The sequence below is a fragment of the Enterococcus sp. AMC1251 genome (genome assembly GCF_058216535.1).
The window spans coordinates 1,105,025-1,120,808 of record NZ_CM177098.1 but is presented as its reverse complement, the minus strand read 5'-3'; the positions used below and the strand labels follow the sequence as shown (position 1 = coordinate 1,120,808).

14 protein-coding genes are annotated in these 15,784 nt (G+C 34.2%); 2 read left to right on the top strand and 12 right to left on the bottom strand.

Going from position 1 to position 15,784, the window contains the following annotated elements; all coding sequences use genetic code 11:
- Positions 1–180 precede the first annotated feature (180 nt).
- The 5 genes from AC4BBR_RS05205 to AC4BBR_RS05185 form a co-directional block, all read right to left on the bottom strand.
- Entirely contained in the window at positions 181–1,479 is a 1,299-nt protein-coding gene (locus AC4BBR_RS05205) for a glucosaminidase domain-containing protein (protein ID WP_490461499.1), read from the bottom strand.
- Between the two features lie 831 nt (positions 1,480–2,310).
- The gene (locus AC4BBR_RS05200; RefSeq protein WP_490461498.1) at positions 2,311–2,625 is read right to left on the bottom strand and encodes a hypothetical protein; all 315 of its coding nucleotides are present in this window, start codon (positions 2,623–2,625) and stop codon (positions 2,311–2,313) included.
- A gap of 17 nt (positions 2,626–2,642) precedes the next feature.
- Entirely contained in the window at positions 2,643–3,326 is a 684-nt protein-coding gene (locus AC4BBR_RS05195; protein ID WP_490462072.1) for a fructose-6-phosphate aldolase, read from the bottom strand.
- A gap of 80 nt (positions 3,327–3,406) precedes the next feature.
- Positions 3,407–5,842, bottom strand: a complete 2,436-nt coding sequence (locus tag AC4BBR_RS05190; protein WP_490461497.1) for a glycyl radical protein — start codon at positions 5,840–5,842, stop codon at positions 3,407–3,409.
- A gap of 134 nt (positions 5,843–5,976) precedes the next feature.
- Positions 5,977–6,720 carry a DeoR/GlpR family DNA-binding transcription regulator gene (locus AC4BBR_RS05185; RefSeq protein WP_490461496.1) on the bottom strand — a complete coding sequence of 248 codons (744 nt, stop codon included), beginning with the start codon at positions 6,718–6,720 and terminating at the stop codon, positions 5,977–5,979.
- Positions 6,721–6,866: 146 nt separating this feature from the next.
- Here AC4BBR_RS05185 and AC4BBR_RS05180 point away from each other — a divergent pair, with 146 nt between their 5' ends.
- Positions 6,867–7,643 (top strand): glycyl-radical enzyme activating protein, encoded by a 777-nt coding sequence (locus tag AC4BBR_RS05180; RefSeq protein WP_490461495.1) that lies wholly within the window; start codon positions 6,867–6,869, stop codon positions 7,641–7,643.
- A gap of 203 nt (positions 7,644–7,846) precedes the next feature.
- Here AC4BBR_RS05180 and AC4BBR_RS05175 read toward each other — a convergent pair whose 3' ends face one another.
- The 7 genes from AC4BBR_RS05175 to AC4BBR_RS05145 all read right to left on the bottom strand — a co-directional run bounded on the left by AC4BBR_RS05175 (position 7,847) and on the right by AC4BBR_RS05145 (position 14,543).
- Positions 7,847–8,815, bottom strand: coding sequence for a sugar-binding transcriptional regulator (locus AC4BBR_RS05175; RefSeq protein ID WP_490461494.1), 969 nt, complete (start codon positions 8,813–8,815; stop codon positions 7,847–7,849).
- A 451-nt stretch (positions 8,816–9,266) separates the two neighbouring features.
- The gene (locus AC4BBR_RS05170) at positions 9,267–10,340 is read right to left on the bottom strand and encodes an ABC transporter substrate-binding protein (RefSeq protein ID WP_490461493.1); all 1,074 of its coding nucleotides are present in this window, start codon (positions 10,338–10,340) and stop codon (positions 9,267–9,269) included.
- On the bottom strand, positions 10,337–11,173 hold the full coding sequence (locus AC4BBR_RS05165; protein WP_490461492.1) for an ABC transporter permease: 837 nt from the start codon (positions 11,171–11,173) through the stop codon (positions 10,337–10,339). Before AC4BBR_RS05165 ends, AC4BBR_RS05170 begins: the two co-directional genes overlap by 4 nt.
- On the bottom strand, positions 11,170–11,979 hold the full coding sequence (locus AC4BBR_RS05160; RefSeq protein ID WP_490461491.1) for an ABC transporter permease: 810 nt from the start codon (positions 11,977–11,979) through the stop codon (positions 11,170–11,172). The genes AC4BBR_RS05165 and AC4BBR_RS05160 overlap by 4 nt, the downstream gene beginning before the upstream one ends.
- An 11-nt stretch (positions 11,980–11,990) precedes the next feature.
- A complete protein-coding gene (locus tag AC4BBR_RS05155; RefSeq protein WP_490461490.1) occupies positions 11,991–13,076 on the bottom strand; it encodes an ABC transporter ATP-binding protein in 1,086 nt (361 codons plus the stop codon).
- Positions 13,077–13,214: 138 nt separating this feature from the next.
- Complete coding sequence (locus tag AC4BBR_RS05150; RefSeq protein WP_490461489.1) at positions 13,215–13,757, bottom strand: helix-turn-helix domain-containing protein; 543 nt, start codon at positions 13,755–13,757, stop codon at positions 13,215–13,217.
- Between the two features lie 297 nt (positions 13,758–14,054).
- Complete coding sequence (locus AC4BBR_RS05145; protein ID WP_490461488.1) at positions 14,055–14,543, bottom strand: FUSC family protein; 489 nt, start codon at positions 14,541–14,543, stop codon at positions 14,055–14,057.
- 246 nt (positions 14,544–14,789) lie between these two features.
- Here AC4BBR_RS05145 and AC4BBR_RS05140 point away from each other — a divergent pair, with 246 nt between their 5' ends.
- On the top strand, positions 14,790–15,782 hold the full coding sequence (locus tag AC4BBR_RS05140) for an oxidoreductase (RefSeq protein WP_490461487.1): 993 nt from the start codon (positions 14,790–14,792) through the stop codon (positions 15,780–15,782).
- The last annotated feature ends 2 nt before the right edge of the window (positions 15,783–15,784 follow it).

The window sequence follows — 15,784 nt, the reverse complement described above, 5'->3', positions numbered from 1 at the left end:
AAAAAGTTGGTTATCAAAAGGCTCTTCCTTTCAATAACCAACTCTACTATTTTTTCTCATCAGTCCGATTTGACAATGAGCCATTTCCTTTAGACTTTATAATAGTCGATTTCGTTTCTTTTAATTTTCTTTAATAAGATTAGTTACAAAGAACCATTTTAGTTCAAAATTACAATAGGTTTATTTAGGTGTTACATACGCTAGAGTGTTCGCCGTATCTTTATCAATCACTCTAAATGAAACCATTCCTAAACCTGCAACGTTCATTTCTGAGATGAGAATAGAACCATCATCATAGACATGTTCGACAAACGCTACATGCCCATATGTTCCATCAGCTCCCGCAACTGTTGGTTGGAAACTAACCGCTGTTCCAGCTTTAGGCTTATTAGACACCTCATAGCCATTCGCTTTACCAGTTGCACCCCAGTCCATTCCGTTCCCCATCGTTGACTCAACATAACCTTCTAATTGAACGATACGATTATAAACGTATTGCGTGCAGTTTCCTGCAGCATAAGCCTCTGATCCAGAATATGTTTCACCAGAATATTCTTTAAAATCACTATCTGGATGACTATCAGAAACAATAATTCCACTTGTTGATGTAGATGGTTTCTCTTTGTCATATTCAGTCAAGTCATATTCTTCGATAAAAGCATTAAGTTTTTGATCATAATTAGTATCAGTAGCATAAACACCTGTCAAAGATTTTGTTGCTTCGCGATAACTCACGGCATTTGACTTCCAAGTACCTGAATAGATTGTTTTGTTTGAATCTATGCCTTCTTTCATTAACTTAGCATAATCTTCAAACGATTCTTTGTATCCAGGGTATTTTTTGAAAGAAGCATCGATTGTATACCAATTACCAGATCCATCATCTTCTTGTGTAGAAAAGACAACGTTCTCCCCTTTATACTCACCTTTGATTCCAAAGAGATTATGATAAGGTTGTTGGCTTAAATCGCTATTGCCAGAACCAGTTTCCAAGATTGCCTGGGCAATCATAACAGAAGCATATAAATCATTTTTTTGACCTACAGCACGTGCTTTTTCACCAATGCGACGAATAAATGTTTCTGTTGGTTCATTTTTTACAATTTTGATTGCTTGATCCAATTGTTCCTCACTAGGTACATGATCAGCTGTTTCCTGTACGACTTGTTCAGTTGGCGTTTCAATTGGAGTATTTGGTTGTACTTCTGGTACTTCCTCTGAACTACTTGCAGGAGGTAGCGCTTCTTCTGAAGATTCTGGGCTAGAATTGGTTGTTTCAGTTGTACCAGTCTCCGCTTCAGAGGTAGATGAATCAGTCGGTGTTGTAGTATCTTCTGTTGAAGAACTTTCGGTTGCTTCAGTTGTACCTTCTTCGACTGGGCCTGACTGCGTTAATTCATCAGCGTAACCAACTACTGGTATTAAATTAACACTGAGCAATACACAAATCATCTGGAGTGATAATAATTTTTTTTTCATTCATTCTTAATTCCTCTCAAATATATTGATTCTGATGTTTTCTTTGGTGCTTAGAATCTAGCACTTATCTTTTTAGGTTGTTTCCTAATTACTTTTAAGCCGTCAGTCAAACTCTTCAGTAATATTTAATGCGCTAAACACTGAATCACACATTCAGTCATTCCAATTAATAAACTTTTTAATTATGAAAACATCAAAAGTCCTCAACTATTGTTGATTTTCTTTCCGTATCTCTTCATATATCCACCTACCCTTTATCTTTAAAACAGTATTTGACCTTCTGTAAGTTGAATTTATTTTACCATAAGTACGTCCAAAAATCTTGTGATTCACTCAACTTTTCACGAAGTTTCGAAAAAAATTCACGTTTAAGACAAATAATAATCACTTTTGAAGCAATAGCTCGTAATTTCAGAAAAAATCCATCTATACAGCGCATCAATAATCTGTTTATCAGGCTTCATAAATCTAAGTTTTCTTGTATTATAAGGGATTTTTTGCAACTATGTTTTCTGATTAATTATCTATTATAGTAAACAATGAGAAAAGGACAAAACACTCAGAATAAGCCAAAATTCACAAAAATTTGAATAGTAATTTTCGTGAATTTCGGCTAGTCTCTTATATGTAGTGTGTGCTACTGTTTTAATGACTGAACACATGCATCAACTGCAAACAATGCATATGTTCTATCTTCTGCTGCTATGGTTGGTCTGCACCCGTTTGCGCTTCAATGATTGAACGGTCTATAACCCAAGTAGCCAGTGTCTCAGCAATTCTAAATGTTTACTTAGCGCCTTTGAAATAACTGCGGTATCTCCTAAAATTAGTTCAGGATTTTTTTTGTAAAATATATATTCCAAAGACATCTTTATCTGAATAAATATCTAATAAAGATATCGTAGAAGCATCAATTTTTTTACTACCACATAATCCAATGACAAGATTAAATTGATTAACTTTGCTAATCTTGTTCACACGATTAATTTCTGCCGTAGAAGCTTCCTCATTGAAAGGGACACGTGAATAACTATCATCGCGAAGTAACAGAACTTCATTATCTAAATTTTTAATATATGAAATTCCCTTTACTAAAATAGTTTTTCCTTGAACATATTTAGATGGACTTGCAAATACTTTTTTCATATTTAAACCTCCAAAGATTATTTAAGCGAAGCAATGGTGGTTTCTTCTCCAAATATAGCTTCCCAGTCAGCGGTGAAATCAACAATTGCTTTTTCAACCGACGGCATATCAAATGCTTGTTTGATAATATCAACACCCATAGTTGCAGCTTGTGCGCCATTTTGAAATGCTGCATTGATTTGTCCAACATTTTTAAAACTCGCCGCTAAAATTTTGGTTTTGCTATTCGTTCGAGTAATTTCCTTTGCCATTTCACTAATCGCTTCCTTTGGATCAATGTTTAAATTTTCCATTCGGTTAAAATACGGAGCAATGTAATCAGCACCTACTGCAATTGCTAAATACGCTTGAAATTTACTATAGATAGCTGTCGCCGTCACGTTCAACCCTCTATTTTTCAATTCTTTAATTACTCTTAAGCCAGTCTCACTGACTGGTACTTTGATAAAAACCTTTGAATCTAATTCTGATACAATCGTTTCAGCATCTTTAAGCATTCCTTCATAGCTTGTCGCAACAACTTGAACATGTAAGGATTTTCCTTCACCAATAATAGCCCGAATCAATTTCATATGTGTAAAAAAATCTATTTTCCCCTCATTTTTGATGATTGAAGGATTGGATGTGACGCCTGCTAAAGGAAGTATTTTTTCAAATTTTTTAATATCTTCTATATTGGCGGTGTCTATCATAAATTCCATCATCTACACACTACTTTCTATTTTTTGTAATTTTCTTTTTAAAAGAGAACAAATTTACTGACTGCTAAAGATAACGCTATTTATAGTACATGCTCTGTCCGTTCAATAATATCATCTTGCGTTGCTTTCGATAGTGCACTAAAAAATGCAGAGTAACCTGCCACTCGAACAATCAAATCACGATGTTTTTCAGGCTTTTTTTGCGCATCAATCAATGTATCACGTGAGACAACGTTATATTGAATGTGATAACCATGTAGTTTGTTGAAAAATGTACGAAGCAACATAATCAATTTCTGCTTATCTTCTTCTTTAGCCAAAGTCTGCGGATTGACTTTTTGATTCAATAGAACACCGCCAATAATTTCATCAGTTCTTAATTTAGAAACAGATTTTAAAACAGATGTTGGTCCGTTTTTATCCATATTATGTGATGGAGAACAGCCTTCTGCTAGTGGAACCCATGCATTTCGTCCATCTGGAGTTGCCATTGTTCCTTTTCCTTGTCCAACATTTGCTGAAATAGATGAGGTTCCAGAATAACGTAGCCCACCAATTGGCCCACGCCCAAAACGCGTACTAGGATACTTTTTGACTTCTTCAATATAGCTGTCGTACGCTTTGGTTACCAGCCGATCTACGTAGTCATCATCATTCCCATATTTTGGTACATCTTGAAGAATCATTTGTTGGATTTCTTTGCCACGCTCACTTTCATAATCTGTCATCAACGCTTCCCAAAGTTCATTTTGCGTAACTTTTTTTTCTTCAAAAACTAATTGCTTGATAGCTGCCAATGAGTCAGCTAAGTTGGCAATACCAACTTGAAGACCTGAAATAAAGTCGTACACTGCACCACCTTCTTTAAGAGTCTTCCCTCGTCCAATACAGTCCTCAGTTAGAGCAGAACATAGAATATCTGGCACGTCACGTTCGAGTCCTAGGTCAATCGCATTTTCTACGATGACACTCATGCGAGTTAATTCACGTACTGTTTTATCCCAAACATCTTGTAATTCTTCAAAAGACTTCATCTCTTTAAAATGACCGTGCCCTTTTACAAAAGATTTACCTGAAACAGGATCAATTCCATTATTCATAGCAATCATTAAGATTTTAGGAAAATTCATGTAGCTCATCCCTGTACAGCGATAACCCCATTTTCCAGGAACAGCCGTCTCTACACAGCCAATTGCACTATAATTATAAGCATCCTCTTCAGCAACACCAATCGTAAGAAAAGAAGGGATGATGATCTCATCATTATTAAAAGCCGGCATACCAAACCCTAACTTCATCACTTCAATACATTCATTCATAAATTTACTATCTAAGTCTGAGTGATATCGAACACTTAGGTTTGGTTGTGGTAATTTTGTTTGAGCAACACTACGTAAAACAAGGTAAGATAGTTCATTTACAGCATCTTTTTTATCTTTTGTTTGACCACCAATCGTTACATTTTGATAAAGAGGGCTTCCTGCACTACTAAATGTGTGCGATTGACTACGTACTTTATTAATGGTTAGTGTTTTAATCCAAAGATTCGTTAGTAGCTCGACAGCTTGATCTTCTGTACTAATTTTATTGTCTAGATCATTCTTCAAATATGGGTACATATATTGATCAAAGCGACCGTAGGACAATGAATGTCCATTAGATTCAATTTGTAATATCAGTTGAATAAACCAAACGGATTGAACAGCTTCAAGAAACGTTTCCGCTGGTTTATTTGGCACTTTAGCGCAAACACGACTGATTTCAAGCAATTCAGCTTTTCTTTTTGGACTAGCTGTTTCAGCCATTTCTTTTGCTAATTTTGAAAAGCGCTCTGCATATGTTTTAACGGCATCAAGAATAATCAAAATGGCGTTGTAAAATTGATATTTATCAATGCTTTCTGGTTCAGTTAGGTCTAGGTTTGCTTTTTCTCTTAGGGTACGCTCCTTATACCCTTCAAGACCAATTTCTAATACTTGTTGATAGTCTACCGCTAAGTGAGCATCCCCAGAATTCATTTTGCCTTCCATACCAAAAAATCCTGTTTCCATAAATACAGAAACTTCTTCTGGGAGCAATGCAGCTGCTTTTGCTCTCAAATTATTATTATCCCAAAAAGAAGCAATTGAACGTAAATCATTTTTCGTTTTTTCCGTAATATAAAAAACATCTCCATCACGTTTTTCAAATAAGTCTAGTTCATTTAAGACAAACTCTAATGTGTATTCTGGAAAGATTGGTGCGTCCTTATTTGATGCTGCCTGATTTCCGACAATCATTGTTTCATCTTCAATGTAAATAGACATTTTTTCTAGAACATTTTTCAACATATAGGCACGTTTCATCACACTAGATTGATTTTGATATGTTTTGTAAGTTTCTGTCACTAATAACGCGCGCTCCGCACAAATATAAGGATTTTTGTTCAATATAGACTCTCGATATTCATTCATACGATTGGTCAATTCTCCAAAATATGGCTGATTTTTTGTTTTCCCTTTGACTTGAACATTCATAATATTGCACCATCCATTTCATTCGAAACTTTTTTTGTTTCTTATGAAATTAATTTATCATATTTAAATAGAAACAGTCAATATCAAAGTTAAATCAATTAAAAACAAAAAAATATTGCACAAATGTGCAATATTTAAACAGTGATAATCTCAACATTTTTTTCATCCAAAAACCGTAATTCTTCTTCTTTTATACCCGAATCAGTAAATACTTTGCTGATCTCGTCAAAGCCAAACTCAGAAACTAAACCGTTTTGTATAAACTTACTTGAATCAGTTAATACAATTGTTTGATTTGCTGCTGTTGCTAACGTTCTAGTTGTATCACAACGCGTGAGATCACTCCCCGTAAAGCCTCTATTCTGGTCAAAACCATCGATACCGACAAATAATTTATCAACAAAAAATTCACTAATTACTTGTTTGACAAGAGGTCCTACATTTACTTGAGATTCTTTCTGATACTCTCCACCTAATAAAATAATTTTCACTGATTCAGCTTTTCTAATGTAGGAAGCAATAAAACAAGAATTAGTAATAATCGTAATGTCGTTTCGATTGAACGCTAATTCCTCTGCTAATAATGCGCAGGTTGAACCAGATTCTATCATGACAACTTCGCCATCCTTAACTATTTTGCTAGCTTCTAAGGCTATCCTTCTTTTTAAATCATAGTTTTGAGCTAATCGATAATTAATATCATCGATGTTATTCAACAATGCATAACCATGCTGACGATGTAAAAGTCCCCTTGCTTCTAGCTTATCTAAATCCTTCCTAATCGTTACTTTCGAAACGTTTAAGAGTTCTGAAAGTTCATTAACTTCTATTTTTTTCTTTTGGCTTACGATTGAGATAATTTCTTCTTCCCTTGACATTAAATCCCTCCTATATTTCTATTAGATTAACATATATCTATCTTCACAACAATATCCTATACCTGTTTTTCCTACGTAACTATTTATGTTTACGTACGATGTTTTATTTGCTAAACTATAGATAAATAAAAGAAAGGATTATGATTATGATAGATCAAGCGTGCATCTTCAATATTCAAAAATTTAGTATCCACGACGGTCCAGGAATCCGAACAGTCGTTTTTTTCAAAGGCTGTCCTTTAAACTGTTTTTGGTGTTCAAATCCTGAATCACAATGTGGAAAACCTGAAAAAATGTGGAATACACAAAAGAAAGATTATGCAGCCGTTGGTGAATATAAGTCTATAGATGAAATTATCGAAGAAGTGATGAAAGACGAACCCTTTTATGAAGAATCTGGTGGTGGTGTAACACTTTCTGGTGGAGAGGTTCTTTATCAAGCTACATTTGCGACAAAGTTACTACAGCAATTAAAAGAAAAGAACATTCATACTGCAAGTGAAACAACTGGATTTGCAAAGGAGAAAACCTTTCAAAAATATATTAAACACGTCGATCTTCTATATTTTGATATCAAACACCCTAATGACATTCAACACAAAAGAGGCACAGGAGTTTCCTTAAAACCGATTTTAACTAATCTATCCTTTGCTTTGAAAGAACATAATGATTTAGTAGTCAGAGTACCTATCATTCCTCAATTTAATGATGGCCAAGAGAATGCGGAAGCTTTTGCAGTTCTTTTTAATAAAATGGGCATTGAGAAAGTGGAGCTCTTACCTTTCCATCAGTTTGGTGAACAAAAATATACATTTTTAGATCGTGACTATACGCTAAAGAATATTCCTCAACTTCATACCGAAGATCTCGACTATTTTAAAGTTATTTTAAATGAACACCAGATCATTTGTCATGTACATTAATGCGATAAGCATGTGACTTTTTAAACTACTCTCAAAAGTTAACGAAAAAAGTTGACTGTTGAGTAGTCCTTTACTTGTCACATGTTTTTTAGTTGCTTTGATGTTTATGTTAAGAATAACAACAGATTAACTGACATTCTGTTAAACAAGCGATAAACTCTCTGCTCAATGTCGTGATTATTAGTTTAATCATTCATAACTAATTACATGTGGAAAGAGTAATCATCATCTAGATGTAAAATATTTACAATGGTTTCTCGATCACTTACTATACAATTAACGTATTTTCTTCGTATCATAGCTAAAAGGGCTTGAGACTTTTGGTTTCCTCTAGCAATAGCTATAGCTTTAGAAACTTGAGCTATTTTTTCTAATGGAATTCCAATTGTGCGTTCTTGTAATTTATAATGAATAGGAGCTCCATCTTTATCAAAAAAACGACAAGAACACTCTCCAACAGCTCCTTCTTTTGCTAAAGTTTGATAATCTTCCTTAGCTAATAAATCCCGCCATTGACTATTATTTTCATCCAAGTTACCCCCTACACCAACAATGGCGACATCTAAGTGTTCCCAATAATTAAGAATGTCTTCAAAATAACTTGACTGAATGATATCTTGGGCTAACTGCTCACTTTCCTGAATCACTGTTGCATTTACAAATGTAGTTTTTCCATGAAATTTCTTTGCCATTTCATAAACTAACGTGTTCACATGATATTTAGAATTAATGTGACTTGGACCACCAGCTAATGGACAAAAAAGAGACTTTTCTAAATAACGATTCTCTAGTTTTTCAATCATCTTACTCAATGTAGATCCCCAAGAAATACCTATTACCTGATTATCTAAAATAGTGTTCTTAACAAAATTTGCCGCAGATTGCGCGAATGCCTCATTTTTTTCTTCTTCAGAGTTAGTAGAATTATCCGAAGCAATCGTTACTTGATTGAGATTGTATTTCTTTTTGAAATATTCTTCCAAGGCAAACAAGTCGGAATCAAATCCTACAATATCAATTTTGACAATTCCCTTTTCCTTAGCCTGCGTCAACATTCGACTGATTGTTGTTCGATAAATACCTAAAATCTCAGCTATTTCAGCTTGAGTTTTCTTTTCAACATAGTAGAAATAAGCAACTTTCGCCAATAGTTTTTTTTTATTTGTATCCATATGCTCTCCATTCAAATACAGAGTTTTATTGATGCTTTCATCACTTAGTGTATCACTTCAAATGTTATTTTGAAACCATTTCCAGTTGCGTACGTAACTATAGTGTATTTATAGATATCGATAGAGTTTATATGTTTGAAATTTGAACTGCGTATTTTTTATAAAAACTATTTCTCTAAATAATAAAAAAAAACAAAAAAATTGTTTTTTTTTTAGCTCTATACTTTCTGATGTTGGTGAGAAATCACTGGCATCTTTTTTTATGTTTTAAAAGAATTTTTATGCTTAACCTTACATACATCAAGCTTTTCAGCTAAAATTCTCTGGTAGAAAACACCAAAAAAGCGACTATTTCGTCGCTTTTGGTAGAATTTTGGAAAACTGGCAGTAAAACGGTGGCTTATTCTCCTGAATTTTTGTTGATTTAACGTGTTTTTACTGAGTTTTCCAATCATCGGCGGTACATCTTAAACTCCAGAAACAAATCATTGTAAACGCCCAAATATTTTGCACCTAAATCTTCATAAACTTCCAAATGTTTAATCACTTCATCATTTGGGTAAAACTGTTCATCACCTGAAATTTTCTTGGGAAGTAATTTTTCTGCCACTTGATTCGGCGTAGAATAACCTATATACTCCGCATTTTGAGCAGCATTTTCAGGTCGTAGCATAAAATTAATAAACTCGTAAGAACCGTTAATGTTTTTTGCCGTCTTAGGTATCACAATATTATCAAACCAAAGATTAGAACCTTCTGATGGAATCACATAGTGCAAATGCTCATTGCCATCAAGCATTTCAGCTGCTTCACCAGAAAATGTAACAGCAACCGCACTCTCTTCATTGATCATATACATTTTTATTTCATCTGCCACAATTGCTTTAACATTTGTAGTTAACTTATTTAATTTATTTGTCGCTTCACGTAATTCACGATTATTTTTACTATTCAAAGAATAATTTAAGCTATTTAAAGATAAACCTAGTACTTCTCGAGCTCCATCAATCAACATCACGTTGTCTTTTAACTCTGGTTTCCACAGGTCATTCCAATGCTCAATTTCACCTTTATCAATAAATTTATCATTATAGATGATACCTAAAGTTCCCCAAAAATAAGGAATTGAGTAGTTATTTTGCGGATCGAAATCTAAATTTAAAAAGCGTTCATCGATATTTTGCAAGCCGATTAACTTTTTATGATCGATTGGTAAAAGCATATCTTCTTTCATCATTTTTTGGATCATGTACTCAGAAGGAATCGTGATATCATAGGCGGTTCCTCCTTGTTGGATTTTGGTAAACATTGCTTCATTTGAATCGAATGTTTCATAGTTGACTTTATAACCTGACTCTTTTTCAAACTTACGCAACAACTCTGGGTCGATATAATCGCCCCAGTTATAAATTGTCAACGTATCAGCACCTGACATTCCACTAGCTTTTTCTAACTGACGAACGCCTAAAAACAAAATCAGAATAATCGCTAAGATCCCAATGAGCAAAGATTGTAGTTTTTTCATTTAAGGTTAGCCACCTCACTTTGTTCTTGGCGTATTTTTTTTACACGTTTAGAAGTATTGTCTTGACTAATAAAATAATAACCAATCACTAAAATCATAGAAAAAATGAATACTAATGCACTCAATGCATTGATTTCTAAACTAATTCCCTGTCTGGCTCTGGAATAAATCTCAACAGACAGAGTAGAGAAACCATTTCCTGTGACAAAAAAGGTCACCGCAAAATCATCCAACGAATACGTAAACGCCATAAAATAACCAGCGATGATACCTGGTGATAAAAACGGTAAAATAATATTTTTAATTACCTGTACGTTGCTGGCACCAAGATCACGAGCGGCATCTACCATCGAGTCATTCATTTCCTGTAATTTCGGCAACACCATTAATACAACGATTGGAATACTAAATGCAATATGCGACAATAATACACTGGCAAAGCCCAAACTAATAAAGCCAACAGCTGTAAAAAAGATTAAAAAACTGGCACCAATGATTACGTCAGGTGAAACGAGTAAAATATTATTTAAACTCATCAAGGTCGTTCTCGTTTTTCTACGTCTTGTATAATAAATCCCCATTGCACCAAACGTTCCGATAATCGTTGCTAACAACGCAGATAAAAAAGCTAACAAAAAAGTATTTAACACAATGATCAACAATCGCGTATCTTCAAAAACCGCGCTATAATTTGCAAGTGTGAAACCTGTAAATTTATTCATCGTGTCTGTGTCATTAAATGAGTAGAAAATCAGATAAAAAATTGGTGCATATAACAAAGCAAAGACAACAATCAGATACAGATAAGACCATTTAAATTTTTTCTTTGTCATTTCACCCGCTCCTTTTTCTTCTTCTCACCAGTTAAAAGCATCACGATAAACATTGCAACAATCAAAATCACTCCGATGGTTGAACCCATCCCCCAATTTTGCGTCACCATAAAATGCTCTTCTATAGCTGTTCCAAGTGTAATCACACGATTTCCGCCAATCAAACGTGTCAGCATAAATAATGAAAGCGAAGGAATAAAAACTGCTTGAACGCCACTTTTTACGCCATTTAATGAAAGCGGAAAAATCACTCGTTGAAAAGTCTCAACACTATTTGCCCCAAGATCACGACTAGCACTAATCAACGAAGGATTTAGCTCTTCTAACGCATTAAAAATTGGCAAAATCATAAACGGGATTTCAATGTAAGTTGCTACAAACAAAAAACTGACGTCAGTAAATAAAATTTGCTGGGGACCTATCCCGATAAAACCTAAAAATTGATTCACATTACCATGAATACTAAAAATTCCAATAAAGGCATAAGCTTTCAACAAAAGATTTACCCAAGTTGGTAATATTACCAACATCAACCATAATTGTTTATGCTTTAATTTTGTCAAAAAGTACGCCGTTGGATAACTGATCAAAAACGTAAATAATGTAATCAAAGAAGCATACCAGACTGAATTAAGCGTCATACTTAAATAAGTGCCCGATGTAAAATATGTTTGATAATTAGATAAAGTAAATCGCCCATTCATATCAAAGAAAGACTGATAAATGATCATCAAAACTGGCGCAATCACAAATAATAATAGCCACATCGTATAAGGAATCGAATAAATTCGGCGCATTGTTTTCATCACTATTCCTCCTATTCTTCGTAGCTTTCTAAACGAGCATCAAAATCTTCTTCTGACTCATTGAAACGCATCACATGAATATCTTCTGGTTCAAAAAAAAGACCAACTTTAGCGCCTTCTTTCGCTTTTTTAGTTGAATGAACCATCCATTCATTTTGATCTTCATCATAACAAATGATTTCATAGTGAACGCCACGGAATAGTTGTGTATCAACTGTTACGACTAATTTTCCTTTCTCAACAGTGGTAATTGCTAAGTCTTCTGGACGAAGCATTATTTCAACAAACTCAGCTTTACGCATTCCGCCATCCACACATTCAAAACGTTTTCCAACAAATTCAACTAGATTGTCTTCGATCATCGTACCATTGACGATATTACTTTCTCCCACAAAATCAGCTACAAAGTGATTAATCGGTTCATCATATATATCGACAGGTGTTCCGCTTTGCACGATATGCCCTTTGTTCATAACAAAAATTTCATCACTCATCGCCAAAGCTTCTTCTTGATCATGGGTAACAAATATAAAAGTGATTCCTAAACGTTGCTGTAGCTCACGTAATTCATATTGCATATCTGTTCGTAATTTCAAATCCAAAGCAGACAGTGGTTCGTCTAAGAGCAAAACTTTTGGTTCATTCACAATAGCACGAGCAATTGCTACACGCTGACGTTGACCACCAGACATTTCACTGATTTCTCGCGTTTCATAACCTGGTAACTGCACCATACGCAACGCATCTTTAACTTTCTTTTCAATTTCTTTTTTGGGTATTTTGTTGATTTTCAAACCAAATGCTACATTATCAAAGACATTCATATGAGGAAACAAAGCATAATCTTGAAATACAGTATTGACCTGACGTTTATTCGCTGGAATATCGTTGATCCGCTGCCCATCAAAATAGATATCTCCTTCTGTAGCATCTACAAAACCAGCCAAAATACGTAAAATCGTTGTTTTTCCACATCCAGATGGACCAAGTAGCGTATAAAATTTCCCCTGTTCTATTTCAAAACTAACATTTTTTAGCACTTTTTCATCATCATATTGTTTAACGACATTTTCAAACGTAATAATATTTTTTTTCACTTAATAATGCCTCCTCAGTTAAAAGTGTAACGGGCTCGCCTTATCTCGAATGAAAGAGTAGAAAAATCAGAAGGTGGTAGAGTTTACCATGTTCTGATTTTATCTTATTTCCGAGAGGATAACCTGTAAAACTAGCTATTACAAATACGATTCTGTAGCTACAATCAATACTCTGCTTTTTCCTGTTGAATGATTGATTAGTTGATGAGGTTCTGTAGCTTGATAATACATTGCCTCTCCTTTTTTAGCTGAGTAAGTTGCTTCACCCAATATTAATGAAATAGAACCGTCAATCACGTAGATAAATGTTTCAGATAAGGAAGGTTCAAACGTTTTGTATTCACCATTTTTATCAAATGTTAAAATAATGGGTTCCATCTCTTTTTCATTCGATTCTGGGATCAGCCATTTTAGTTCATAACCGCTCTCTTCATCATAATATAATGTACTGTCTTCATTTTTGTATACGATTTTTTGTTCCAACGTCTGTTCACTGAAAAATTGTTCGGGGGTAATACCTAAAACCTCAAGAATATTAAAAAATGTTTCCATCGATGGTGAGCTTAAATCACGCTCCAATTGGGAAATGTACCCTTTTGTCAAATCCGTTCGCTCGCCCAATTCTTCTTGGGTCAAATTTTTTTGTACACGTAAATTTCGCAGTTTTTCTCCAATTTCCATCAGTACACCTCATTTCATTTAAAAAATATATAAAAGTTTGTTAATACTAAACCAGAAGTTTAATTTCACCTTTTCTAGTATACGAATTTTTTTTAAAATAGCAACAAATTTCAACAATAATTTTTTAGTTTCATCTTATACTTACATACTAGCACCGGTTGAGTGATTTTAACAAAATAAAAATAGGATCTTTTTCTGAAGGTATTTCTTCTAACTCCACTCCGTTTATTCACATTTAGGGTGTGAAACAAAAATGAATTTCACTTTTGTTCCACACCCTTCCTCATTTTATATAAATTAGACAGTTCTTTTCTTATCGTACTTTAATGGAATAAAATAATTTACCAACAGCGCAATGCCCATACCAATAAAACTATCCACAACTCTAGCAAGCGCATAACCATAGGATTGATTTGCTGGGATCATAAACACGATTGTTAACAACGTTGCGCACGCTCCAACCGTCCCTTCTTGATAGCCTAAACTGGCCAGTAAAGCAATCATCAGCGTAATAATCACAGGAATAAACACTAGTTGTACAAGTTCTGTCCTGCCTAAAAAATTGAATACAGCAATCACAACAATTGACATTATCGCCCCCATCACATTACCAATAATACGATGCTTGCCATATTTTAATGTGTTTTCCATATCTTCTCTCAACGTAAAAACTGTTGTAATTGCTGCGACAACGTAAGTTTCTCGTTTCAATAAAATACTAACTAAAATACAAAAAAAGACACTTAACCCTGTTTTGAATGTTCGCATACCTACTTTAAATTTCAACAAAATTAATTCCTTTCAAACTTAAAACAATCGTTTAAATTTTTTAACTTACTACACTTAAGTTCATCCATCTTATTCTAACTCATTTTTCTTCTATTATGAAGGAGTCTTCAAGAAGAATTTGCTAAAGATAAAAAGAGAATATGTTATGATAGTAACCAGCAGGATAAATTTGATTGTTCTGACTTCTCAAAAAATAGGAACTGAAAAAATGATAGGTTGTTACCTAAAATATGGAGGCTATTTATGAAAAATTTTAATGGATTTCTTGTTAAGAAAATAGATGATACTGTTGCGACAACCATAGAAAAAATAGATCTCTCTGATTTATCTAAAGGAGATGTACTCATCAAAATTGTTTATTCTTCAGTTAACTATAAAGATTTGCTGGCTACCAAACAAAATGGTGGTGTCATTCGTGATTATCCGATGATTCCTGGCATCGATTTAAGTGGAACTGTTTTAACCTCTACAGACGATCGTTTTGTGGAAGGTCAAAATGTTTTAGTTACAGGTTACGGCTTAGGTGTCACGCATACAGGTGGATTTGCTGAAATTGCTCGGGTTCCTGGTGATTGGGTGGTTCCTTTACCCAAAGGATTAAACTTAAAAGAAGCTATGATTTTTGGTACAGCTGGTTTTACCGCTGCTTTATCCGTTCAAGCTCTTGAAAATCACGGTTTAGCCCAAAATAAAAATGCAACGGTTCTAATTACCGGTGCCTCTGGTGGTGTCGGAAGCTTAGCCCTTGCTATGCTAAAAAAACGAGGGTATAAAAATATCTCTGCTTTGAGTCGAAAAACGACTGCTGTTGATGCTCTGAAAAAAATTGGCGCAACGAATATCCTTTTGGTTGATGAATTTATGCCTGAAAAAATTAACCCTTTAGCAAAGCAAACTATTGATTTTGCAATTGATACCGTGGGCGGGGATATATTATCTGTGTTGTTATCTAAAACTGGCTACAGCGGCAGTGTTGCTATGTGTGGAAATGTTGCTGGAATCAAATTAAATACAACTGTATTACCTTTTATTTTAAGAGGGGTGAATCTGCTAGGTATTGATTCTGTCAATGTTCAAATGAACGAACGTCTAGCTATTTGGCAACGTTTAGCCACTGATCTAAATGTCAGCAATCATGAAATAGTAAATGAAATAACTTTACAAGAATTACCTCAAACTTTGAATCAGTTACAGGCGGGTACACATATTGGGCGTACGATTATAAAAATGAGCTAAAG

What these genes read in the sequence shown, in the direction of transcription:
- AC4BBR_RS05205 (WP_490461499.1), bottom strand. Translation starts at nt 1,479, where the DNA reads ATGAAAAAAAAATTATTATCACTCCAGATGATTTGTGTATTGCTCAGT.
- AC4BBR_RS05200 (WP_490461498.1), bottom strand. Translation starts at nt 2,625, where the DNA reads ATGAAAAAAGTATTTGCAAGTCCATCTAAATATGTTCAAGGAAAAACT.
- AC4BBR_RS05195 (WP_490462072.1), bottom strand. Translation starts at nt 3,326, where the DNA reads ATGGAATTTATGATAGACACCGCCAATATAGAAGATATTAAAAAATTT.
- AC4BBR_RS05190 (WP_490461497.1), bottom strand. Translation starts at nt 5,842, where the DNA reads ATGAATGTTCAAGTCAAAGGGAAAACAAAAAATCAGCCATATTTTGGA.
- AC4BBR_RS05185 (WP_490461496.1), bottom strand. Translation starts at nt 6,720, where the DNA reads ATGTCAAGGGAAGAAGAAATTATCTCAATCGTAAGCCAAAAGAAAAAA.
- AC4BBR_RS05180 (WP_490461495.1), top strand. Translation starts at nt 6,867, where the DNA reads ATGATAGATCAAGCGTGCATCTTCAATATTCAAAAATTTAGTATCCAC.
- AC4BBR_RS05175 (WP_490461494.1), bottom strand. Translation starts at nt 8,815, where the DNA reads ATGGATACAAATAAAAAAAAACTATTGGCGAAAGTTGCTTATTTCTAC.
- AC4BBR_RS05170 (WP_490461493.1), bottom strand. Translation starts at nt 10,340, where the DNA reads ATGAAAAAACTACAATCTTTGCTCATTGGGATCTTAGCGATTATTCTG.
- AC4BBR_RS05165 (WP_490461492.1), bottom strand. Translation starts at nt 11,173, where the DNA reads ATGACAAAGAAAAAATTTAAATGGTCTTATCTGTATCTGATTGTTGTC.
- AC4BBR_RS05160 (WP_490461491.1), bottom strand. Translation starts at nt 11,979, where the DNA reads ATGAAAACAATGCGCCGAATTTATTCGATTCCTTATACGATGTGGCTA.
- AC4BBR_RS05150 (WP_490461489.1), bottom strand. Translation starts at nt 13,757, where the DNA reads ATGGAAATTGGAGAAAAACTGCGAAATTTACGTGTACAAAAAAATTTG.
- AC4BBR_RS05140 (WP_490461487.1), top strand. Translation starts at nt 14,790, where the DNA reads ATGAAAAATTTTAATGGATTTCTTGTTAAGAAAATAGATGATACTGTT.